This window comes from Arthrobacter sp. Y3224198 (assembly GCF_059090025.1).
This window is the reverse complement of sequence record NZ_JBNHFG010000021.1, coordinates 19,447-41,065: the sequence shown is the minus strand read 5'-3', so window position 1 is coordinate 41,065 and position 21,619 is coordinate 19,447. Positions and strand designations below refer to the sequence as shown.

Below are 21,619 nucleotides of genomic sequence, written 5' to 3'. Positions count from 1 at the left end.
ACAGACATGGCCACCAGGCTCAGGGACCAGGCATCAGCGTATTTGCGCCAGCACGCCGACAACCCGGTGGACTGGTGGCCCTTCGGCGAGGATGCCTTCGCCGAAGCCCGGCGCCGGAATGTGCCGGTCTTTATCTCGGTGGGCTACGCCGCCTGCCACTGGTGCCATGTCATGGCGCACGAGTCCTTTGAAGACGGACCCACCGCGGCCTACGTCAACGAGCACTTTGTCCCGGTAAAGGTGGACCGGGAAGAGCGCCCGGACGTCGACGCCGTCTACATGGCCGCCACCCAGGCGCTGACCGGGCAGGGCGGCTGGCCCATGAGCGTCTTCACCCTTCCGGACGGGCGCACCTTCTACGCCGGCACTTATTTCCCGCCGCAGCAGCTGCAGGGTGTTCCCTCCTTCCGGCAGGTCCTCGAAGCGGTGTCCACCGCATGGCGCGACCGACCGCAGGAAGTAGAAGCCAGCGCCGCCCAGATAGCGGCGCACCTGGCCTCCGCCCAGGACGGCAACCGGCGGCTGGTCGGTGCCCTGGACCTTTCCGCCCCGGCGGCAGCCGGCACGCTGTCTGCCGGGGTGCTGCCCGCCGCCGTGGATGCGGTGGCCGAGCAGGAGGACACCCGCTTCGGCGGGCTGGGAGGAGCGCCCAAGTTCCCGCCGTCGCCGCTGCTGCGGTTCCTGCTTGCCTACGGCACGTCCGGCGGGCCGAACGCGGGAACGGCGGCAGGCCTCGCCGACCGCACCCTCGAAACGATGGCCCGCAGCGCACTGTATGACCAGTTGGAGGGCGGGTTTGCCCGGTACACCGTTGACCGGGCCTGGTCCGTGCCGCATTTCGAGAAAATGCTTTACGACAACGCCCAGCTGCTGAGGCTGTATGCGCATTGGAGCCGTTCCGCCGCCACGGCCGGGCAACGCAGGCTCGCCCTGCAGGTGGCTGAAGATACCGGGCAGTGGCTGGCCAAGCGGCTCCTGGTCGACGGCGGGGGGTTTGCCTCTTCGCTCGACGCCGACACACTGGTGGACGGCCGGCGCCGCGAAGGTGCCACCTACGTCTGGACGGCTGAGGAGCTTCGGGCCGTCCTGGCCTCCGCAGGAGCCGGACCGGACGCGGATGCCGTAACGGCGCTGTTGGACCTGGAGACCGGACGTATGCCCGAAGGCGGGTCCACGCTGCACTTCGGGCGCAGCCTGGAAGACGGGCAGGAACAGCTGTGGCTGCGCTGGCGTCCGGCACTGCTGGCCGCCCGTGACCGGCGTCCGCAGCCGGAGCGGGACGACAAAGTAGTGGCGGGCTGGAACGGACTGGCCGTCGCCGGCCTGGCCGATGCGGCTCTGGCATTGGAAGACGCCGCAGCGGAGAACGGTTCCGAGCCGGGCGGCGGCAACGCCTCCGGCGCCCTCCTGCTGGGCCTGGCGAAGGATGCCGCGGCGTACCTGCTGCGCGTCCACTACCGCGACGGGATCCTTCTGCGGGTATCCCACAACGGCGAGGCGCAGGGAATTGAGGGGTTGCTGGAGGATTACGCCGGCGCCGCTGAGGGACTGTTTGCGCTGTTTGCCGCCACCGGGGAGGAGCAGTGGTACCTCGCGGCCGAGGAACTGGTCCTGGCCGCCGAGCGCCGGTTCATTGCCGACGGCGTGCTGCAGGACACGGCGGTTCGGACCGGGCAGCTAGCCGCCGCACAAGGGTCGGTGTCCGCCGCCGATCCGCTGGACGGTCCCACGCCGAGCGGCACGGCACTTTTTGCCGGCGTGCTGGTCACCTACGCCGCTTATTCCGGCTCCACCCGGCACCGTGCCCTCGCGGAAGCGCTGCTGGCCCACGTGCAGCTTGTAGGGGTACGGGCGCCGCGGGCCGGAGGCTGGGCGCTGTCGGTCCTGGTGCAGGTACTGGAAGGACCACGGGAACTGGCCGTCACGGGGGACGACGCGGATCTGGTCCGGCGGCTGCTGCGGGCCGGCAGGACCGCTGGCGGCCCCGCCGTCGTCACCGCTTTCCGTACAACGGGCACGGAAGGCGCCGAACCTGCCGTGCCGCTGCTTCGGGACCGGCCCGCGCCGGAAGGCTCAGCGATGGCCTACCTGTGCCGGGGCATGGTCTGCAACCGGCCGGTCTCCGATCCCCAGGAGCTCACAGCCCAGTTCGCATCCTAGGCGGCGGCCAGGACCGCCAGCATGATGGCGACATAGTGGCAGGCAAAACCGGCCAGCGTAAACGCGTGGAAGATCTCGTGGAAGCCGAACCAGTCCACGGACGGGTTCGGCTTCTTCATGGCGTAGACAACCGCTCCGGTGATGTACATGGCTCCGCCAACGCAGATCAGCACTGCCGCAGCAGGATTGGTCCCGTAGAAGTCCGGAATGTAGAACAGCGCGGCGCAGCCCAGGGCAATGTACACGGGGGTGTACAGCCACCGGGGGGCGTTGAGCCACAACAGCCGGAAAGCCACGCCGAGGACGGCCCCGGTCCAGATGATCCAGAGCAGCGTTACGGCACTGCCGCGCGGCAGCATGGACCAGGCCAGGGGAGTGTAGGAACCGGCAATGACCAGCATGATGTTGGTGTGGTCCAGGCGCTTAAGCACCTTTTTCACCTTGGGCGACCAATTGCCGCGGTGGTAGACCGCGCTGGTTCCGAACAGCAGCACCCCGGTCAGGGCATATACGGCCGACGCGATCCGGGTGCCGGTGGTCGGTGCGAGGACCACAAGCACAATGCCGGCGGCCAGCGCCAGCGGCGCAGCCCCCGCATGCAGCCAGCCGCGGAGACGGGGCTTGATTTCAAGTTCTTCGGCGACGGCTTCGACGGCGCTTTCCAGCGGTCCCGGCGCCGTCCGGGACTCGGGGTCGTGCTGGGCGGGAATGCCGGCGGCCTGCTCGGCGGATGGTGACGAATCCATAACGGAAATTCTAACCTACGTTCCGGTAACTTACGCTTCCGTAACTAGCAGCCGGGGGCGTTTGGCGCTGGGGGCAGTGCCGCTAGCGGTAGCCTAGGAGAAGATTTTTTCGACTTTGGGGCAGACGCAGTCCCGTTTCTGTTCCGATCCGGATCCCTGGCAGGTGAGGCAAGCTATGAAATTCCCCGGTATTGTCTACGCCTACTACGAGCGTAAACTCCGCCGGTCCCTCAGCGGGGCCAAGCTGCCCGAACACATCGGGGTAATGGTGGACGGGAACCGAAGGTGGGCCAGGCTTGCCGGCGCACCCACCAGCGACGGACACCAGGCCGGGGCGGACAAGATCCTTGAGTTCCTCGGGTGGTGCCGGGAGCTCGGGATCCGACGGGTCACCTTGTACATGCTCTCTACCGACAACCTTAACCGGGACGCGGATGAGCTTGAACCGCTGCTGGACATTATCGGCAACCTCCTTGACCGGCTTTGCGAGGAAGAGAACCTGCGGGTCCGTCCCGTCGGGGCGCTGGAGATCCTCCCGGCCGGACTGGCTAAGAAGCTCGCCGAACTGGGGGACCGCACGGGCGGCGCCGACGGCCTCCACGTGAATGTGGCCATTGGGTACGGTGGACGCCGGGAGATTGTGGACGCCGTCAAGGAGCTGCTGCGGGACGCCGAGGCCGAGGGCAAGGACATTGCCAGGGTCACGGAGGAAATCAGTGCGGCGAGGATATCCGAGTACCTGTACACGCGGGGCCAGCCGGACCCGGAGCTGGTGATCCGCACCTCCGGGGAGCAGCGCCTCTCCGGGTTCCTGATGTGGCAGAGCGCCTATAGCGAGTTCTACTTCTGTGAAGCGCTATGGCCGGATTTCCGGCGGGTGGACTTCCTGCGTGCACTGCGGGACTACGCCAACAGGCAGCGCCGCTTCGGTTCCTGACTCTCCTGACCCTCCCGAAACCCGCGCTCCGGAGAAGGGCGGGCCGTGTCCTGCTGCGGTACGGGTCGGGCCGGGCGTACGTTGGTGCTATCCGGCGGCAGCGCCGGTGAGAAAATCGGAACAGTTCCAGCAACCGGGGCCTTTGCCTTCCTGTCTTAGGGGCGGCCCCTGACGGGAGTCCGGAGTGGCAGTTGAACAAGTCCCTCAGGCCGGCGAACGGGCCAGTTTCGTATTGGATACCTCGGTATTGCTCTCCGACCCGCGTGCCATCCTGCGTTTCGCGGAACATGAGGTAATCCTCCCGCTGGTGGTCATCACCGAACTGGAGCACAAACGCCAGGACCCGGAACTGGGATACTTCGCACGGAACGCCCTGCGGCTGCTTGACGAGTTGCGGGTGCAGCACGGCGGACTGGGGTCGCCCATACCGCTGGGTACCGGCGGCGGGATGCTCCGGGTGGAGCTGAACCACATCTCCACTGATGTCCTTCCGGCAGGAATCCGGGGCAGCGACAATGACAGCCGGATCCTGGCCGTGGCCAAGAGCCTTGCCGACGAGGGCCGCAACGTCACTGTGGTGTCCAAGGACCTGCCGATGCGGGTCAAGGCCTCGGCCATGGGACTGGAAGCCGATGAGTACCGGAACGGACTGGTCCGCGACACCGGGTGGACCGGCGTGGCGGAACTGGAGATTTCAGACGCGGACATGGCCCTGCTGTATGACCACCAGGCACTGTTCCTCCCCGAAGCAGCCGAGCTGCCGGTACGTACCGGCCTGGTACTGATGGCCGGACGCGCGTCGGCGCTGGGACGCGTGGGTGCGGATAAGCGGGTGCGGCTGGTACGCGGAGACCGGGACGTCTTCGGCCTCCACGGCCGCTCGGCGGAGCAGCGGCTGGCCATAGACCTGCTGATGGACCGCGACGTCGGCATTGTCTCGCTGGGAGGCAGGGCCGGCACGGGTAAATCCGCCCTCGCCCTCTGTGCGGGGCTGGAAGCGGTGCTCGAGCGCAGGGAACACCGGAAGGTGGTGGTCTTCCGGCCCCTCTATGCCGTGGGCGGGCAGGAACTCGGTTACCTGCCCGGCACCGAGTCGGAAAAGATGGGCCCGTGGGGGCAGGCGGTGTTCGACACCTTGGAAGCCGTGGTCTCCCCGGAGGTGGTGGAAGAGGTGCTGGACCGGGGCATGTTGGAGGTGCTGCCGCTGACCCATATCCGGGGCCGTTCCCTGCATGACTCATTTGTGATCGTGGACGAGGCGCAGTCGCTCGAGAAGAATGTGCTGCTGACCGTGCTGTCCCGGATCGGGCAGAACTCCAAGGTTGTCCTGACCCACGACGTTGCGCAGCGGGACAACCTGCGGGTGGGCCGTCACGACGGGGTTGCCGCCGTGGTGGAAACCCTCAAGGGGCATCCGCTCTTTGGCCACATCACACTCACCCGGTCGGAGCGCTCGCCGATTGCGGCGCTGGTGACCGAACTGCTGGAAGAGGGCGAAATCGGCTGACTTCTCCACAGGCGGGGGCCATGCCCGCCGGCCTGGCCCCGGCCGGGCTACGGTGGGGCCATGGCGGGGATGATGGCGGCGTACTGGGACGGCACTGCGCCCGGCGGTATGGCGGCCGGCTGGCTCCTTGCCCTGGCCTTGGCCTGGTATGCCGTGGCGGCCGTCCGGCTGGCCGCCGCCGACATCCGGACCCGGCGGCTGCCCGACGCGTTGGTGCTTCCCTCCTACCCGGTGGCAGGGGTCCTGCTGTCCGGGGCGGCGCTGGCTGCAGGGGAGCCGGGCCGGATCACCGGTGCAGTGCTGGGCGCCGTCGGGCTGTGGACGGGGTACTTCCTGCTGCGCCTGCTCAATCCGGCCGGAATGGGCTTCGGCGACGTGAAGCTGGCCGGCCTGCTGGGGCTGTACCTGGGTTTCCTCGGCGCCGGGCACGTGCTGGCGGGAACGGTGGCCGCGTTTGTCGGCGGCGGCCTGTGGGGGCTTGGACTGATCGTCTTCCGGCGCGGCACGGCGTCGTCCACCCTGCCCTTCGGGCCGTTTATGCTCCTGGGGGCGGCCGCGGCCATGCTGCTGCCGGCCCTACAGTAGAAGCATGCCTACGCCTGATTTTGTCCTGTCCCTGCGCGAACGGATCGGACACGATCCGCTTTGGCTTCCCGGGGTCACCGCCGTCGTGTTCAACTCCGAGGGGCAGGTGCTGCTGGGACGCCGCTCAGACAACGGCCGGTGGGCCCTGATTACCGGCATGCTGGAGCCCGGCGAAGAAGCCGGTCCGGGCGCGCTGCGGGAAGTCGAGGAGGAAGCCGGCATCCGGGCCGAAATCGAGCACCTGATCCACGTCGGGGCGCACGGTCCGGTCACCTTTCCCAACGGCGATGTCTGTTCCTTCCTGAATCTGGCCTTCAGCTGCCGGTATGTCTCCGGAACCGCACGGGTGAACGACGACGAGTCCACCGCTGTGGGCTGGTATTCCCTGGATGACCTGCCTCCGCTCAGTGAGCGTCACCGCATGCTGATCGATCTGGCCTTATCGTCCGACGGCGTGCCCGTCTTCGAGCGCTGAGCGCAGGACAGCCGCTCCGGACGCCGGCGGACAAAACCGCGGATGAACAGTGGGTGCAAAAGGAGCCCGCCCGCAGCAATGCTGCAGGCGGGCTCCTTCATCAGCGCCGTCCGGTGGCTACCGGCGGGTGTCTGCGGCGTCGTCGTCCGTTCCGCTGCTGTTGTCCAGGGGCGGATGTCCGGCCTCCGGCGTGTCGGAGCGGGCTGTTCCACTCAGTGCCGCCAGCCGCTCGGCTTCAAGCCGGTCGGCTTCGGCCCCGCCGACGGCCTCGCCGCGTGCCACCATGCCGGCCACGTCGGAGAGCGGGATCTGCTTCAGGAAGAAGGCCAGGACCAGGGCGATAACCAGGAACGGGATCAGGTACCAGAAGACCGGTGCCAGGGAATCGGCGTAGGCCGTGACGATTCCGTCCCGTACCGGCTCCGGCAGGGCCTCGAGGGAGGACGGTTCGAGGGTGGCGGTGGCCTGCCCGGCAGCCGCCGGGTCGAAGCCGGCCTGGCGGAAGACGCCCGTCAGGTTCTCGGAAAGCCTCGAGGTGAACATGGCGCCGAAGATCGCCACGCCCAGGGAAGCACCGACCTCGCGGAAGTAGTTGTTGCTGGAGGTGGCGGTGCCGATCTGGTCCACCGGGACCGAGTTCTGCACCACCAGCACCACTACCTGCATGATGTAGCCCAGGCCGGCGCCGAAAACGAACAGCTGCGCGCAGATCACCCATACCGGGGTGTCGGCCGAGAGCGTGGTCATCCACAGCATTGCCGCAATCACCAGCACGGCACCCATGATGGGGTACTTCTTGTACTTTCCGGTCTTGGTGATCGCCAGGCCGGAGTAGATGGACGTGCCCATCATGCCCACCATCATGGGCAGCATCAGCAGGCCGGAGACGGCCGCGGAGGTACCGGTGGACATCTGCAGGAACGTGGGGACAAAGGCGAGGGCGGCGAACATGCCCATGCCCAAGGTGAAGCCGATGGCCGTGCTGTTGACGAAAATGGGGTTCCGGAACAGGCTGAGCGGGATGATCGGGTCCTCCACCCGCCGCTCGACCATCACGAAGATCAGGGCGGCGGCCAGCATCCCCGCACCAAAGCCCAGCGTGAGGGGATCCGTCCAGCCGTAATCGTCACGGCCGCCGAAGTCGGTGAAGAAGATCAGGCAGGTGGTGGCGATGGACAGGAAGAGCACGCCGCCGATGTCAATCCGCTTCTGTGCCTTCTTGCCGGGGAGGGTCAGGGTGAAGAAAGCGATCAGGAAGGCAATGATGCCGATCGGGATGTTGATGTAGAACGCCCACTGCCAGGTGAGGTGGTCCACGAAGAAGCCGCCGAGCAGCGGGCCGGCTACGGCGGAGAGACCGAAAATACCGCCCAGCGGGCCGAGGTACTTGCCGCGCTGGTTAGCCGGGACAATGTCGGCGATGATCGCCTGCGAGAGGATCATCAGACCGCCGCCGCCCAGGCCCTGGATGGCACGGAAAATCACGAAACCCCAGAAATCCGTGGCAAAGGCGCAGCCCACGGAGGCTGCCGTAAACAGGGCGATCGCGAACAGGAAAAGGTTCCGCCGGCCCAGCACGTCACCGAACTTGCCGTAGACGGGCATCACGATGGTGGTGGCCAGCAGGTACGCGGTGGTGATCCAGGTCTGGTGCTCCACGCCGCCGAGTTCGCCCACGATGGTGGGCATGGCGGTGGAGACGATGGTCTGGTCCAGGCTGGAGAGCAGCATGCCCGCGATCAGTGCGGAGAAAATGATCCAGATGCGTCTCTGGGTCAGCAAAAGCGGCCCGGAGGCGCCTTTAGCAGTGGTTGTCATTCGGTGTCCTTGGTTGTGGCGGGGGTGGGAGAGTCGGAGGCGGCATCCGGGTTCACGGGCTGCGCCGAGGCGAAGACTTCCAAAGCAGCGTTCACCTGTCCGGCGAGGATGCTCCGGTAGGAGGCGGTGTTCTCCGGATCGAAGAACACCAAACCGGCGTGCTGGACCATGGCGCTGAACACCGCCACGGCTGCGGTCACGCGCGGATCCTCCGGCGGCAGTCCCTCCCGGGCCGCGATCATTCCGGCGAATGCGGCGTCAGCTTCCTGGGAGGTGTGCATGGCCTTTTGGAGGAGCCGCGGTTCGGCGCTGATCGCGTCCTTGAGCATGGCCATGTCGCTGCGGGACATGGCCATCCGCTCGACCATCGCCGTGGCCAGGTCCACGAAGGCCGGTACCAGGGTGGCGAAAGGTTCTCCGGGACAGGACCCGGCGCCGCCGGCAGTGAAACGCCGGGCCAGATCTTCCGGGATGTCGTCGGCGGGAGCGCCGAGGATGGCGTCTTCCTTGGCGGAGAAATAGTTGAAGAACGTGCGCCGGGAGATGCCGACCTGCTCGCAGAGCTGTTCCACCGTAAAGCCGTTGACCCCGCGTGCCGCCGTCAGGGTACGGGCTGCAGCGGAAATGGCGGCCCGGGTGGCCCTGCGCTTGCGTTCGCGCAGGCCGCAGCCCGCAGGTTCATTTGCACTATCACTCACAAAGTAAAGTTTTGCACTGCGGCACTGTGTGTGCAAATGCGTGAGGGCGTCCGGACGAATCCGGACGCCCTCACTGTGCGTCGTGCTGCCTCCGGCGGTGCGGGGGCCGGCCTGCTCCTACTTGGCCTGCTCCTACTTGGCCTGCGGCGGCTTCGTCATGGAGAGGACATCCAGGGCCTTGTCCAGCTGGTCCTCGGTCAGCTCACCGCGCTCCAGGTAGCCGAGGTCCTCGACGGCCTGGCGGATGGTCTTGCCCTCCTTGACGGAGTACTTGGCGATCTTGGCCGCGTTTTCGTAACCGATGAACTTGTTCAGCGGGGTCACGATGGACGGGGAAGCCTCGGCAAGGTAGCGGGCGCGCTCCACGTTGGCTTCGATGCCGTCGATCATCTTGTCTGCCATGACGCGGGAGGAGTTCGCCAGCAGGCGGATGGACTCCAGCAGGTTGGCGGCGATGACCGGGATGCCCACGTTGAGTTCGAAGTAGCCGAAGGTACCGGCCCAGGCCACGGCGGCGTCGTTGCCCACCACCTGGGCGGCCACCTGGAGGACGGCCTCGGAAATGACGGGGTTGACCTTGCCCGGCATGATCGAGGAGCCCGGCTGCAGGTCCGGAATGGCGATTTCGCCCAGACCGGTATTGGGGCCGGAGCCCATCCAGCGCAGGTCGTTGGCGATCTTGGAGAAGGACACGGCGATGGTGCGCAGCATGCCGGACACCTCAACCAGGGCGTCGCGGTTGGCCTGGGCTTCGAAGTGGTCCCGTGCCTCGGTCAGTGGCAGGCCGGTGTCCTGGGCCAGCAGTTCGATGACGCGCTGCGGGAAACCGGCGGGGGTGTTGATGCCGGTGCCGACGGCGGTGCCGCCCAGCGGGACCTCGGCCACGCGGGGGAGCGAGGCCTGTACGCGCTCGATGCCGTAGCGCACCTGGGCCGCATAACCGCCGAATTCCTGGCCCAGGGTGACCGGGGTGGCGTCCATCAGGTGCGTACGGCCGGACTTGACTACGTCCTTGAACTCCTCGGCTTTGCGCTCCAGGGAGACGGCAAGGTGCTCGAGGGCCGGGATCAGGTTGTTCAGCAGTGCCGAGGTGGCAGCCACGTGCACCGACGTGGGGAAGACATCGTTGGAGGACTGCGAGGCATTCACGTGGTCATTGGGGTGGACCGTGGTCTCGCTGCCGGCGTCCTTCAGCGCCCGGGTCGCCAGCTCGGCCAGGACCTCGTTGGTGTTCATGTTCGAGGAGGTGCCGGAACCGGTCTGGAAGATGTCGATCGGGAACTGGTCATTGTAGGTACCGCCGGCAACGGCGTCGGCGGCCTTCTCAATGGCCCGGGCGCGCTCTTCGTCGAGCACTCCCAGTTCGGCATTCGCGGTTGCGGCGGCCTTCTTGATCCGGGCGAGCGCTTCGATGTGCGAGGCTTCCAGCGTGGTGCCGGAAATGGGGAAGTTCTCGACCGCGCGCTGGGTCTGGGCGCGGTAGAGGGCGGAGGCCGGAACCCGGACCTCACCCATGGTGTCGTGTTCGATGCGGTAATCGGAGGTGTCAGAAGTCATGCCCCCAAGCCTAATCTCCGAAGGCACCGCAGTAGAAACTGCTACTTGGGCAGCGCAGAGCGGAGCACGGCCGGGTGCTCCAGGGCGCCGAAGCCGGACACCAGGTCCGCCCGTCCCTCGGCGAGCCGGTAGGAAAGGCCGATCACGGCCACCCGGCCGTCTTCCACGGCATCGGAAATAACGCGCGAGCTTTCCACCAGGCGCCCGGCGGTCTGCCGGGTGTGCTCCACCACCATGTCATTGACTTCAAACAGGTTCTTGCGGTGCGAGGCGAGCACTGACGGGGTGATCCGCTCCACCAGTGACCGGACGTATCCGGTGGGGGTTTCGCCGGTGTCAACGGCTTCCTTGGCGGCTGTCACTGCGCCGCAGCTGTCGTGGCCGAGCACCACGATCAGGGGAACATTCAAGGTGCCGACGCTGTACTCCAGTGAACCCAGCACTGCATCATCGATGACCTGCCCGGCGGTGCGGACCACAAATGCGTCACCGAGGCCGAGGTCGAAGATGATCTCGGCGGCCAGGCGGGAATCCGAGCAGCCGAAAATCACGGCAAACGGATTCTGGCCCTCCACCAGGGAACTGCGCCGCGGCGCATCCTGGTTGGGGTGGTTTGAGGTGCCGGCAACAAATCGCTCGTTGCCTTCGCGCAGTCGCTCCCAGGCCTGGGCGGGGGTCATGATCTTTTCGGTCGCTGTTTCCACGCTTCCGAGGTTACTCCTTTGGCGGGGCAGGCGCCTTGGCCGTTACGCGGCCCGGGGCGTCAGTTGCCGCGGATGTCCTGCACCACGTGCTCGGCCAAAACGTCGAATTCGCTGAGCTCGCCGGAGCCGGTAAGCACCACCGTGAGTCCTTCGATCTCGGCGACCATCGACGCCTTGCCGCTGGAGGAATCACGCAGTTCCCAAGTCACGCCGCCGGCCTGCCGCTCCCCGGCCACGGCCGCGTCTCCGGTGGTCTGGTAGACCCAGGTGGGGTTGGCCGCGTTGGTCTCGGTCAGCGCAATGAATTCGGTCTCCGGCGTGACATATCCCACTTCCCAAGTGGGTACGCCGTCATTGCTTCCGGTGTTCCAGCGGGCATAGTTGGCGGTCCAGCCGTCGGGAAGATCGGGGTCCAGCGGAGCGTAACCGGCGTCCCCTGCAGCCTGGTTGGCGGCCGCGGCCACGTCCACGTTGCGGGCCTGCATCTTGGGGGCGGGGTTCAGCAGCACCGGCACCAGGCACAGTGCGAGCGTAAGGCCCGTGGCGATGAGCATGCCCATCACCGTGGCATTGGCGCGCTTGGCCTGTTTGGTTGTCAGGACCGGTGTTACGGCGTCATCGGTCCGCTGGGGTTCGGGCTGCGTTTCACTCACCCCTCCATAATCTCTTATGCGCCGCCGAACTCCTACTCCGCAAAGCAACGGCGCGGCCGGCACCGGGGTGGTGGCAAATGCCACTCCGACTATGATCGGACAAAGGTCATCTGCTCCAACGGGTGTCCGCAGACGGTTTACATCGGAATTTCGAAGATGAGGTTTGACGTGTCCAAAGGTGCCCAGTACTCAACACTTTCCCCTGCATTGGCAGTAGGCGACTCCGAGCCGGACCGGAACCTGGCCCTGGAGCTTGTCCGGGTCACCGAGGCGGCCGCCATTGCCGGCGGCCACTGGGTGGGCTTCGGGGACAAGAACGCCGCCGACGGCGCAGCAGTGGATGCCATGCGTTCGCTCATCTCAACGGTCCACTTCAACGGCGTAGTGGTGATCGGCGAGGGTGAGAAGGACGAAGCTCCCATGCTGTACAACGGCGAAAACGTGGGCGACGGCAGCGGGGCGGAGTGCGACGTCGCCGTCGACCCGATCGACGGAACCCGGCTGACGGCCCTGGGCATCAACAACGCCCTGGCCGTGCTGGCCGTTGCCGAACGCGGCACCATGTTCGACCCGTCCGCAGTGTTCTACATGGAGAAGCTGGTGACCGGACCCGAGGCCGCGGACATGGTGGACCTCCGCCTGCCCGTCAAGCAGAACCTGCACCTCATTGCCAAGGCCAAGGGCAAGAAGATCAACCAGCTTAACGTCACCATTTTGGACCGCGACCGGCACAAGCCGCTGATCCAGGAGATCCGGGATGCAGGCGCCCGGACCAAGATCATCCTCGACGGCGACGTTGCCGGTGCCATTGCCGCAGCCCGTGAAGGCACCGACGTCGACGCCCTGATGGGCATCGGCGGCACGCCCGAAGGCATTGTTGCGGCGTGCGCGGTCAAGACGCTCGGCGGCGTTATCCAGGGCCGGCTGTGGCCCACTTCGGATGATGAAAAGCAGAAGGCCATCGACGCCGGCCATGACCTGGACCGGGTGCTGTCCACCAATGACCTGGTGACCAGTGACAATTGCTACTTCGCCGCCACGGGCATCACCGACGGCGACCTGCTGCGCGGAGTGCGCTACAAGAAGGACCGCGTCCTGACCCAGTCCATCGTGATGCGCTCCAAGTCCGGTACCATCCGGGTGGTTGACGGCGAGCACCAGGCACACAAGTGGGAGTCCTACGCCCGCTCCAACTAAGCCGTAACGCCTGCCGTTTTCGACGGCGGCACAAAAGTCCCCGCAGGATCACCTGCGGGGACTTTTTTATGGGTCAGGGGCGGCCGTCCGGGCGTTATGCCCTGCCGGCGTTCAAACCTGCAGGGCAGGGCGGCCGGACGGCACGGTACGGAAGCGGATGAAAAGCGTGGCTGCCACGACGATCACGGCCGCGATGACTGCGGCCACGGCGGTGGGCACGGATTCGAGGCCGCCGTTGACGCGGGAGACGGCGATCCAGGCCAGCCCCCAGGCCAGGGAGGCGGCAGGCACCAGCCTGCCCCGGCCGGCCACGGCAAGGCCGGTTCCGACGGCGGCGGCCACGGCCAGGACCACGGCTGCCCAGGCCGCCGGAGCAATGCCGAAACCGCGGAATCCCTCGGAGGTCAGCGCCGAGGCAGTGTTCGCGGCGGTCGCCACGCACACCCAGCCCAGGTAGAGCCCCAGGGTGCCGTCCACCGCCACCCACTCGGCCCGGCGGCCGGACCCGTCCGGGCGGTGCCGGACGGCGTAGCGCCGGAAACATTCGGCCAGTACGGCCAGCAGCGCCACAATCACCACCACGCTCAGGATCACCGAACCGGCCTGTACGGAGAGGATCCAGGCGGCATTCAGCAGCAGCGACGCCGCGACCAGCCAGCCCAGGGAACGCTGGCGCTCCGAGCCCCGCTGCGAGGGGAACCACTGGTAAACGGTAAAGAGGCCGAGGCCGGTGTAAATCACAGACCAGATGGAGAACGCGGAACTTGCCGGAGCCAGATATGTCGCATCAGCACTCAAGGCTCCGCCGGCTGCCTCGGCTATGGGGGTGCCGCCGAAAACTCCGACACCGATCATGGAGCCGGCAATGCACACGAGAAAGCAGACGGTGACGGTGATCCGCCGGGCAAGGTCGGCGCGCGGGTTTGATGTCCGCGAGGGGGTTCCGGACCGGTGGCTGGATGAGGAAGGGACCATGGTCGAGCCTAACAAGGACCCGGCACGGCAGGGCAAGCCCGCCCGGGCAGCACGTACCGTACCGGTGCCAGGCCGCAGGCAGGGGCCGTTTCGCGGCCGGGCCGCGCCGACAAGTAGTCTGGAAGACATGACACTGCGCGTTACCCCCTGCTCCGATGCTGCTTCCTGGAATGAAACCGTCAACCGCTTCCGGGGGCACCCGCAGCAGCTGTGGGGCTGGGGCAAGACCAAGGCAGAGCATGGCTGGAGCGTGGACCGCGTACTGGTGAGTGACGACGCCGGCGCCGTGGTGGGCTGTGCGCAGGTGCTCCTGCGCGCACTGCCCTTCCCCTTCCGGGCGCTGGCGTACATCCCGCGCGGGCCGCAGGGGGAACCGGGCCGGGAACTGGACGTCCTCGATGCCGTGAGCGGGTACGTCAAGACCGCGCACTGCGCCGTCGCGCTGTCCATTGAGCCGGACTGGGACGACGATGGCACGCTGGCGGCCGGGCTGCCCGGACTTGGGTTCCGCCGGAGCGAAAACACCATCCTCATCGGCCGGACCCTGATCCTGGACCTGCGGCGCAGCCTCGAGGACCTGTCCGGGGACATGAGCAAAAAGCACCGCCAATACATCCGCAAGTCCGGCCGCGAGGACCTGGCCTACCGCCGGGTCAGCCGCGATGAGATCGCCAAATGCCTGGAGGTCTACAAGCTCACCGCCCGCCGGGCGGACTTCGGCATCCACGAGGACGCCTACTACCTGGATATCTTCGACAACCTCGGCGAGGATTCCCCGGTCTACGCGGCATTCAGCGGGGACGACGTGGTGGCTTTTCTCTGGCTCTCCACGAGCGACTACACCTCGTTCGAGCTGTACGGCGGCATGACCGAGGAAGGGGAGCGCCTGCGCGCCAATTACGCGCTGAAATGGCATGCCATCACGGACATGAAGGAGCGGGGGATTACCCGGTACGACTTCAACGGACTGCTCAACGACGGGGTGTCCAAGTTCAAGATGGGCTGGGCCAAACACGAGGACCAGCTGACGGGCACCTGGGACAAGCCGCTGTCACCGCTCTATCCGCTCTTTGCCACGGCGCTGCCGCTGGCCAAGACGGGAATGCGCAAGGCCCGCGCCGTCGTCGCATCCCTGAAGGGGCGCCTGCACCGCTAGGGCCTCGCCTGCGCCGCTAAGGCCCGGCGTGCGCCGCTACCGCAGATGTGCACGCCGACGCCGGGCCAGCGCCGCCAACACCAGGGCCGGTCAGCCCTGGCGCGATGCCGGACTCAGACCGGGACGTCCAGGCGGGGCGCCTCATCGTCCCGTTCCAGGTCCGAGCCCACGGTGACGGCAAACGCCAGGGCCCCGTCGTCGTGCTGGGCCGCGTCCGAGGCCAGGCGGACGGTGGCCGGCGCGTCAGCGGCGGTGAGGAAGGCGCTTTGGCCTGCCTCGAGCACCAGGCTGCCGGCGGGGGAGGACAGGGCAACAGTGCCGCGGACAACGATCACCACGGCCGGCCCGTTCTGCAGCACCGGGACCTCGGCCGGCCCAGCGGCGTCGGTCTCCGGGCCCTGCACGGGCTCCAGCCGCTGGAGCTGGAACTCCTCAAAGGGCGGCCGGAACACTTCCTGCCCCGCGCCCGTGTGCTCGGATGTCAGCTCCGGGACACCAAGCGGCCGGAAATCCACTGTCTTGAGCAATTCCGGAACGTCCACGTGCTTTGGCGTCAGGCCGCCGCGCAGGACATTGTCCGATGCCGCCATGACCTCCACGCCCAAGCCGCTGAGGTAGGCGTGCACATTGCCGGCGGGCAGGTACACCGCTTCGCCGGGCTGCAGGGAGACCCGGTTGAGCAGGAGCGAAATCAGCACGCCGGGATCGCCGGGGTAAAAACCGTTCAGCTCGGCGAGCGTGGCCAGCTCCCGGGCGAACCGGTCCTCGGAAGAGACCGTCACGGAGGCTGCCGTCTCCACGGCCCGGCGTACCGGCCCGCCGTCGTTGATCAAGGTCCGGAACACCGACTGCAGCCGCTCGGGAGCGGGATGTCCGGAGGACAGTTCCGCAACGATCCAATCCAGCAGTTCCGGCACCGGGCGGCCGGAGGCCGTGATCGCCTGGCGGACGGACCGGAAGATGTCGGCAGACTCCGCGGGGTCGCGGAAGCCGCACAGCGCTTCGAAGGGGGTCAGCGCCAGGATCATTTCCGGCTTGGAGTTTTCGTCCTTGTAGTTGCGCTCCCGCGCTGCGCGGTCCACGCCCGCCTCTTCTTCGGCTGCGTAGCCGGCCCGTGCCTGTGCCGGCGTGGGGTGGACCTGGAGGGAGAGGGGAGAGCCGGCCGCCAGGATCTTGGCCAGAAACGGCAGTTCGCCGCCGAAGCGTGCACACGTCCGGGCGCCGAGGACGGTTTCCGGGTCCGCAGCGATCAGCTCATCGAGGGTCCGGGCCCCGGCCACGGGCGGTACCAGCGCTGAGGGTGCTCCGGGATGCGCACCGATCCAGAGTTCAGCTTCGGGGTCACCGGAGGGCTCGTACCCAAACAGTTCGGCCATGGCCGTCGTCGATCCCCATGCATAGGGTCGAAGGGTGTTCCGGAGCAGGTACATGGGTCTCTTTCGGCTGCAGGAGGGGTCGGAGGCAAAGCACGGCCGCGGTCTATCCGGGGCTGCACTCACCGTTGTTGTTCAGGAGCGTACCCAAGGTAGCGTCGTCCTGGATTTCGGCCAGGTACTGCAGGTACTCGACGGTGATTTCCGTTTCCTCGGTCTCCGGGGCGCCGGTGATGGAGGTGCCGTCCGCCGCTTCGCCCTCCGTTTCACCGGTTTCCGCACCGGTCTCCGTGCCCGGATCCGGGACGGCACCGTCCGGTGCCGGCTCTTCCGCAGGGGCTTCCGGCGCAGCCTCGGCTCCGGACAGCAGGTCCTGGACCCGGGCCCGGATCAGGTTGAAGTCCGGGTAGGTAACGAAGTTGTCCGCCGCCGTGCCAAAGTCCGGCGGGCCGATGGTCATCCGGTCCATCGGCTGGCCCTTTGCCTTCAAGGCGAGGTCAACGAAGCTGCCCAGCTGGTCCTGCGGCAGGTCGGTGATGACAATCTCTTCGCCGGCTGCGGCAATGGCCTGGAAACGGGTCAGCAGGGTGGCAGGATCCATCTGCGCCACCATGGCCTGCTGGACACACTGCTGCCGGGCGATCCGGTGGTAGTCGGTGACGAACTCCCTCGACCGGGCGTACCAGAGGGCGTGATAGCCGTCCAGGGTCTGGGTTCCCGGCGGAATCCAGCCGTCCGGCGGGTAGTGCCTGTTGGTGCCGGGGATTTCCCCCGCGGTGATCGGGACCCAGCCGCCGGAGTTGATCGTGACGCCGCCCATGGCGTCAACCAGCCGTTCGAAGCCGCCCATGTCCACGATGACGTATGCCTGCACTTCGAGGCCCAGGCTGCCGCTGACGGCATCCATCATGGCCTCTGCACCGGGGTCGGCGGCATCGGGGTAAAGGTCCGCGTAGTTCTCCGTGACCGTCTGGTAGAGGCTGTTGATGATGCATTCGTCGCCGCAGTTGTACCCGTCGGGATAGATGTCGTAAAGCGGCGAATCGGTGGGGAACTGCGCGTTCTGGAAGTTGCGGGGGATGCTGAAGACCGCCGTGTGGCCGGACTTGGCGTCGACGCTGAACAGGGAAATGCTGTCGGGCCTCAGTCCGGTGCGGTCCGCGCCGGCGTCGCCGCCCATCAGCAGGAAGTTGTAGCGTCCGTCCACCGGGTCCAGTGAAGGTCCGGAGGCGAAGATGGATCCGAAGGCATGCCGGCTGACGTTCATCAGGTAGGCGCCGTAGGCAAGGCTTCCGCTGGTGAGCACCATCAGCAGGGCCAGGGCACCTGCCACGACAGGCCGGACGTTCCGCTGCAGGAGCGGGGGGCGGATGATGCGCAGGGTATTGAGGAACAGCAGCGCCCACCCGACGGCCAGCAGGATCAGGGCCACCATGATCAGCAGGGAAGCCCAGCGGTGGGTGAGGATATTGATGACCAGCGCCCGGTTGGTCAAGGCCAGGACGAGGCCGGTCAGCACCAGCGCCCACGCGGCGAAAGTGACGCGCAGCGCGCGCCGTCCCAGCCGGCGGTCGCCGGCAACCACCTGGGCGGCACCGGGCAGGATCAACGTCAGCAGCAGGAGGATGAAGGCGCGCTTGGTGCGGACCCCGTAGTCGGCGCTCTGCGGATACCGCACGGGATCGGTATAGATACTGCTGCCGGTGGCGGTCTGGTGCTGGTTCATTTCGCCGTTAGTCCGTACCGGTCAGGGTGGTGCGCAGGGCTGCGCCCTTGGCCATGGCTGTCTGTCGCAGGGCGGAAGCGAAGTCGATCAGCTGCTGTTGCAACCGTGCAGCCAACGGATCGGTCCCGGCGGCCAGCATCCGCACTGCAAGGAGGCCGGCATTGCGTGCGCCTCCGATGGATACGGTTGCCACGGGTACCCCGGCGGGCATCTGGACGATGGAGAGCAGGGAATCCATGCCGTCCAGGTACTTCAACGGGACGGGGACACCGATGACGGGCAGCGGGGTCACGGAGGCCAGCATGCCGGGCAGGTGCGCGGCGCCGCCCGCGCCGGCAATGATTACGCGCAATCCGCGCCGGTGGGCTTCCCGTCCGTAGTTCAGCATGTCTTCCGGCATCCGGTGCGCGGAAACGACGTCGGCCTCGTAGGGAATGTCGAATTCGGCCAGTGCCGCCGCTGCAGCGTCCATGACCGGCCAGTCGGAGTCCGAACCCATAACGAGGCCGACCAGCGGCGTGGTAGCACGGGGCATGCTTCAGTTCTCCTTCAGGGGGTCGCTGCCGTCACGGATGATGGCAGCTGCCCGGCCGGCGCTGCGGCGAAGGGCGGGAAGGTCGCCGGCGGCGCCGACGGCGTTAACGTGCCCGATCTTACGTCCCGGGCGGACGGATTTGCCGTAGGCATGCACCTTGACGGCAGGTTCTGCCGCCAGGGCCAGGGGATAGGCGGCGAAAAGGTCCGGATTGCGGCCGCCGAGGAAATTCTTCATCACGGTTGCCCCGCCCAGCAGGCCGGTGTCGCCCAGGGGCAGGTCCAGCACCGCACGCAGGTGCTGTTCGAACTGGCCGGTCAGGGAGCCGTCCATGGTCCAGTGCCCCGAGTTGTGCGGCCGCATGGCCAGTTCATTGATCAGGAAGCCCGGGCCGCGGCCCGGTGTCTCAAACATTTCCACAGCCATCACGCCGGTGACCTCCAGCTCGGCGGCCAGCCGCAGGGCCGCTTCGGCGGCGGCCCCGGCCACCGCCGGATCCAGGTCCTGGGCAGGGGCGATCACTTCGTCGCACACGCCGTCCACCTGGATGGAATGGACCACGGGCCAGGCCTTGCTCTGGCCGCCGGGGGTCCGGGCCACCAGGGCGGAAAGCTCGCGCGTGAACGGGACCTTCTCTTCGGCCAGCAGCGGGCCGGCGCCGAACCAGTCCGCACATTCCCGCGCTGCCGCGCTGTCCGCAACAATACGCACGCCCTTGCCGTCATACCCGCCGCGCGGGGTTTTCAGGACCACAGGCCACCCGGCGGCGTCACCGAAGGCCGTCAGCTCCTCGACGTCGTCCACCGCGGCCCAGCGCGGGTTGGGCAGTCCGAGCCGCTCCACGGCGGCCCGCATGACCAGCTTGTCCTGGGCATGGACGAGTGCGGCGGGGCCGGGCTGGACGTTGATGCCCTTCTCGACCAGGGCCAGCAGGTGTTCCCCGGGCACATGCTCGTGATCGAAGGTCACCACGTCGACGCCGGCTGCAAAGTCGGCCAGGACCTGCAGGTCCCGGTAGTCCCCGACTGTGGCGTTTGCCACTGCAGGCACAGCCGATACGTCGGGTCCCTCCGCGAGCACGCGCAGCTCGAATCCGAGTGCGGTGGCCGCCGGGGCCATCATCCGGGCGAGCTGGCCGCCGCCTATCACGCCGATAATTGGAAAATCCACGCCTTAAGGGTACCGAACGACTGTGTAGTTCCCGCTCTGCGACGCCGGATGGAAGAGCAGCTCCAGCGAACTCCCATGAACTGGCGGTAATATTGTCTCTCGACCGCCGTGCGTCCGCGCGTCGGGTACAGGCAGCCGTCCGCTTTCTTTCGGGCCCCTGTCGCTGATCGGCCTCGGAGGGTCATGTTTACATCGCTGTCGTCCTGGGTTCGGGGCCTTGTTTCCCTGTTCTGGCGGGAAGTTGCCAAGTTCGGAACCGTAGGTGCACTGGCATTCGTCATCGACAACGGCCTGACCCTGTTCCTGATGCACGGGCCCATGTCCGGCAGCGAGGTCAAGGCACGTTTTGTGGGTGCCGTCGTCGCGACCATGTTTTCCTGGGTAGCCAACCGGTACTGGACCTTCCGCCGCCGCCGCAACCAGAACAACGTGGCCCGCGAGCTTGGACTGTTCGTCCTCATTAACGGAGTCGGCATCCTGATCTCCACCGGGTTCACCTGGGTAGCCCGGTACCCCATGGGTATCCAGGACAAGAACCTGCTCTTCCTGGCCGGTGTGATCGGCATCGGCGTCGCCACCGTGCTGCGGTTCTTCGCCTACCGCTTCTGGGTCTTTAACGCCGAACTGGACAGTGAGCCGGGCTTCGAGCAGGACTACGAACTGCTCGAGGAACCCGCTCCGCGCGGAGAAGCCGCCCCCCGCGGGGAAGCTTCTCCGACGCGCAGTGCGCTCAGGCCCCCAAACGCTTCGTAACACGCTCCGAGTCGAGCACCTTGGCGCTCGGCTGCACCCCCTCGGCGGTCAGGAGCACCGCGCCGCCTGACGCCCACATCTGCAGTGCCGCCTCCAGCACCAGCGGCAGGTCCGTGGAGGAGGCGAGCAGCACCCCCGGCGCTTCCGCCGCCGGCGCCCCTGCCGGGAGCGAGGCATACGGAACGGTTTCCTTCAGCAGTGCGGCCGCAGTTCCACCGTGCACCTCCAGCGCCGGCACGCCGGGGCCGGGCACCGCATCCTCGATATACGTGTCGGCATAGGAACGGACTTCGGCCGCATAATCAACGACGCCGGGGGCCAGCTCGCCCGGGAAGGCCAGATCCAGCGCGCCAAGGGCCACGGCCACCACGGTGCCGCGGGCCGCGTTGCCGGGAGCTGCAGTGACTGTGACCGCGGCAGGCGCGGCGGTCCCTGCCGGATCCCACACCACGGTGCAGCCCGTCTGCCATCCGGCCAGTGCCCAGACCAGCGTCTTCCAATGCACGGGGAGGTCCACGCGGAGCCGCATTCCGGGTTCGGCATCGAGCTCGTCCACCAGGAAATTGGCCGTCTTGGCCACCCAGTTGTCCAGCACTTTTCCGGAAAGCTCGATCCGCTCGCCCTCCGGGCCGTACCAGATCAGTGCCGGAGAGGTGGCCTGGTGCGTCCGCAGCGAGGCCAGCAGGGTGGATGCCGGTGTGCTCATATCTGTTGCTCTTTTCCTTGGGTGGTGCGTTTGGCGTATCCGTACATCCGGACACGGCGGCGGTGATTCCTTTTTGGCTCGGCGCCGGATGCAGCCCGGATGCCGATTCCCACAGTTGGTGGTGTCAGGTAAAGTCCGACGCGCCGGGAAAACGGTGCAAATCCCGGGCGTGGCGTTGCCCGCATCCG

At 67.1% G+C, this 21,619-nt stretch carries 20 protein-coding genes; 8 read left to right on the top strand and 12 right to left on the bottom strand.

Annotation, left to right across the window (positions count from 1 at the left end):
• Positions 1 to 6: 6 nt before the first annotated feature.
• Positions 7 to 2,160, top strand: coding sequence for a thioredoxin domain-containing protein (locus AC5RUF_RS11970; protein WP_494130714.1), 2,154 nt, complete (start codon positions 7 to 9; stop codon positions 2,158 to 2,160).
• Here AC5RUF_RS11970 and trhA read toward each other — a convergent pair.
• A complete protein-coding gene (gene trhA / locus AC5RUF_RS11965; RefSeq protein ID WP_493998047.1) occupies positions 2,157 to 2,906 on the bottom strand; it encodes a PAQR family membrane homeostasis protein TrhA in 750 nt (249 codons plus the stop codon). The two genes, AC5RUF_RS11970 and trhA, sit on opposite strands and share 4 nt — an antisense overlap.
• Positions 2,907 to 3,081: 175 nt before the next feature.
• Here trhA and AC5RUF_RS11960 point away from each other — a divergent pair, with 175 nt between their 5' ends.
• From AC5RUF_RS11960 to AC5RUF_RS11945, 4 genes are all read left to right on the top strand, one after another.
• Positions 3,082 to 3,843: an isoprenyl transferase gene (locus tag AC5RUF_RS11960; protein WP_493998048.1), complete on the top strand. Its 762-nt coding sequence runs from the start codon at positions 3,082 to 3,084 to the stop codon at positions 3,841 to 3,843.
• 184 nt (positions 3,844 to 4,027) lie between these two features.
• The gene (phoH2, locus tag AC5RUF_RS11955; protein ID WP_493998049.1) at positions 4,028 to 5,350 is read left to right on the top strand and encodes an RNA 5'-3' helicase PhoH2; all 1,323 of its coding nucleotides are present in this window, start codon (positions 4,028 to 4,030) and stop codon (positions 5,348 to 5,350) included.
• A gap of 60 nt (positions 5,351 to 5,410) precedes the next feature.
• On the top strand, positions 5,411 to 5,935 hold the full coding sequence (locus AC5RUF_RS11950) for a prepilin peptidase (RefSeq protein ID WP_494130713.1): 525 nt from the start codon (positions 5,411 to 5,413) through the stop codon (positions 5,933 to 5,935).
• Between the two features lie 4 nt (positions 5,936 to 5,939).
• Positions 5,940 to 6,410 carry an NUDIX hydrolase gene (locus AC5RUF_RS11945; RefSeq protein WP_493996924.1) on the top strand — a complete coding sequence of 157 codons (471 nt, stop codon included), beginning with the start codon at positions 5,940 to 5,942 and terminating at the stop codon, positions 6,408 to 6,410.
• A gap of 117 nt (positions 6,411 to 6,527) precedes the next feature.
• Here the strand turns inward: AC5RUF_RS11945 and AC5RUF_RS11940 are convergent, their stop codons facing one another.
• The 5 genes from AC5RUF_RS11940 to AC5RUF_RS11920 all read right to left on the bottom strand — a co-directional run bounded on the left by AC5RUF_RS11940 (position 6,528) and on the right by AC5RUF_RS11920 (position 11,840).
• Positions 6,528 to 8,228 carry an MDR family MFS transporter gene (locus AC5RUF_RS11940; protein WP_494130712.1) on the bottom strand — a complete coding sequence of 567 codons (1,701 nt, stop codon included), beginning with the start codon at positions 8,226 to 8,228 and terminating at the stop codon, positions 6,528 to 6,530.
• Complete coding sequence (locus AC5RUF_RS11935; protein ID WP_493996922.1) at positions 8,225 to 8,926, bottom strand: TetR/AcrR family transcriptional regulator; 702 nt, start codon at positions 8,924 to 8,926, stop codon at positions 8,225 to 8,227. Before AC5RUF_RS11935 ends, AC5RUF_RS11940 begins: the two co-directional genes overlap by 4 nt.
• A 132-nt stretch (positions 8,927 to 9,058) precedes the next feature.
• Positions 9,059 to 10,483: a class II fumarate hydratase gene (locus AC5RUF_RS11930; RefSeq protein WP_494130711.1), complete on the bottom strand. Its 1,425-nt coding sequence runs from the start codon at positions 10,481 to 10,483 to the stop codon at positions 9,059 to 9,061.
• Positions 10,484 to 10,524: 41 nt separating this feature from the next.
• The gene (locus AC5RUF_RS11925) at positions 10,525 to 11,163 is read right to left on the bottom strand and encodes a carbonic anhydrase (protein ID WP_493996926.1); all 639 of its coding nucleotides are present in this window, start codon (positions 11,161 to 11,163) and stop codon (positions 10,525 to 10,527) included.
• An 83-nt stretch (positions 11,164 to 11,246) separates the two neighbouring features.
• The gene (locus AC5RUF_RS11920; RefSeq protein WP_494130710.1) at positions 11,247 to 11,840 is read right to left on the bottom strand and encodes a DUF4245 domain-containing protein; all 594 of its coding nucleotides are present in this window, start codon (positions 11,838 to 11,840) and stop codon (positions 11,247 to 11,249) included.
• 156 nt (positions 11,841 to 11,996) lie between these two features.
• Here AC5RUF_RS11920 and glpX point away from each other — a divergent pair, with 156 nt between their 5' ends.
• Positions 11,997 to 13,037 carry a class II fructose-bisphosphatase gene (glpX, locus tag AC5RUF_RS11915; protein ID WP_493996919.1) on the top strand — a complete coding sequence of 347 codons (1,041 nt, stop codon included), beginning with the start codon at positions 11,997 to 11,999 and terminating at the stop codon, positions 13,035 to 13,037.
• Positions 13,038 to 13,148: 111 nt separating this feature from the next.
• Here the strand turns inward: glpX and AC5RUF_RS11910 are convergent, their stop codons facing one another.
• Positions 13,149 to 14,012, bottom strand: coding sequence for a TspO-related membrane protein (locus tag AC5RUF_RS11910; protein WP_494130709.1), 864 nt, complete (start codon positions 14,010 to 14,012; stop codon positions 13,149 to 13,151).
• A 127-nt stretch (positions 14,013 to 14,139) separates the two neighbouring features.
• On the opposite strand from AC5RUF_RS11910, the gene AC5RUF_RS11905 reads away from it, so the two are divergent.
• Positions 14,140 to 15,168, top strand: coding sequence for a lipid II:glycine glycyltransferase FemX (locus AC5RUF_RS11905; RefSeq protein ID WP_494130708.1), 1,029 nt, complete (start codon positions 14,140 to 14,142; stop codon positions 15,166 to 15,168).
• Positions 15,169 to 15,281: 113 nt separating this feature from the next.
• Here AC5RUF_RS11905 and manA read toward each other — a convergent pair whose 3' ends face one another.
• Genes manA through AC5RUF_RS11885 form a run of 4 tightly spaced genes read right to left on the bottom strand, consistent with a single transcriptional unit; the run spans position 15,282 to position 19,924 of the window.
• Complete coding sequence (gene manA, locus AC5RUF_RS11900; protein WP_494130707.1) at positions 15,282 to 16,598, bottom strand: mannose-6-phosphate isomerase, class I; 1,317 nt, start codon at positions 16,596 to 16,598, stop codon at positions 15,282 to 15,284.
• 49 nt (positions 16,599 to 16,647) lie between these two features.
• Complete coding sequence (locus AC5RUF_RS11895; RefSeq protein ID WP_493997916.1) at positions 16,648 to 18,267, bottom strand: LCP family protein; 1,620 nt, start codon at positions 18,265 to 18,267, stop codon at positions 16,648 to 16,650.
• A 7-nt stretch (positions 18,268 to 18,274) separates the two neighbouring features.
• Positions 18,275 to 18,802, bottom strand: a complete 528-nt coding sequence (gene purE / locus AC5RUF_RS11890; RefSeq protein ID WP_493997917.1) for a 5-(carboxyamino)imidazole ribonucleotide mutase — start codon at positions 18,800 to 18,802, stop codon at positions 18,275 to 18,277.
• Positions 18,803 to 18,805: 3 nt separating this feature from the next.
• Positions 18,806 to 19,924 (bottom strand): 5-(carboxyamino)imidazole ribonucleotide synthase, encoded by a 1,119-nt coding sequence (locus tag AC5RUF_RS11885; protein WP_494130722.1) that lies wholly within the window; start codon positions 19,922 to 19,924, stop codon positions 18,806 to 18,808.
• A 231-nt stretch (positions 19,925 to 20,155) separates the two neighbouring features.
• Between AC5RUF_RS11885 and AC5RUF_RS11880 the strand changes: the two genes are divergently transcribed.
• Positions 20,156 to 20,725, top strand: a complete 570-nt coding sequence (locus AC5RUF_RS11880; protein ID WP_493997955.1) for a GtrA family protein — start codon at positions 20,156 to 20,158, stop codon at positions 20,723 to 20,725.
• On the opposite strand, the gene AC5RUF_RS11875 is transcribed toward AC5RUF_RS11880, so the two are convergent.
• Positions 20,703 to 21,431: a TIGR03089 family protein gene (locus tag AC5RUF_RS11875; RefSeq protein WP_494130706.1), complete on the bottom strand. Its 729-nt coding sequence runs from the start codon at positions 21,429 to 21,431 to the stop codon at positions 20,703 to 20,705. The genes AC5RUF_RS11880 and AC5RUF_RS11875 overlap by 23 nt on opposite strands.
• Positions 21,432 to 21,619 lie beyond the last annotated feature (188 nt).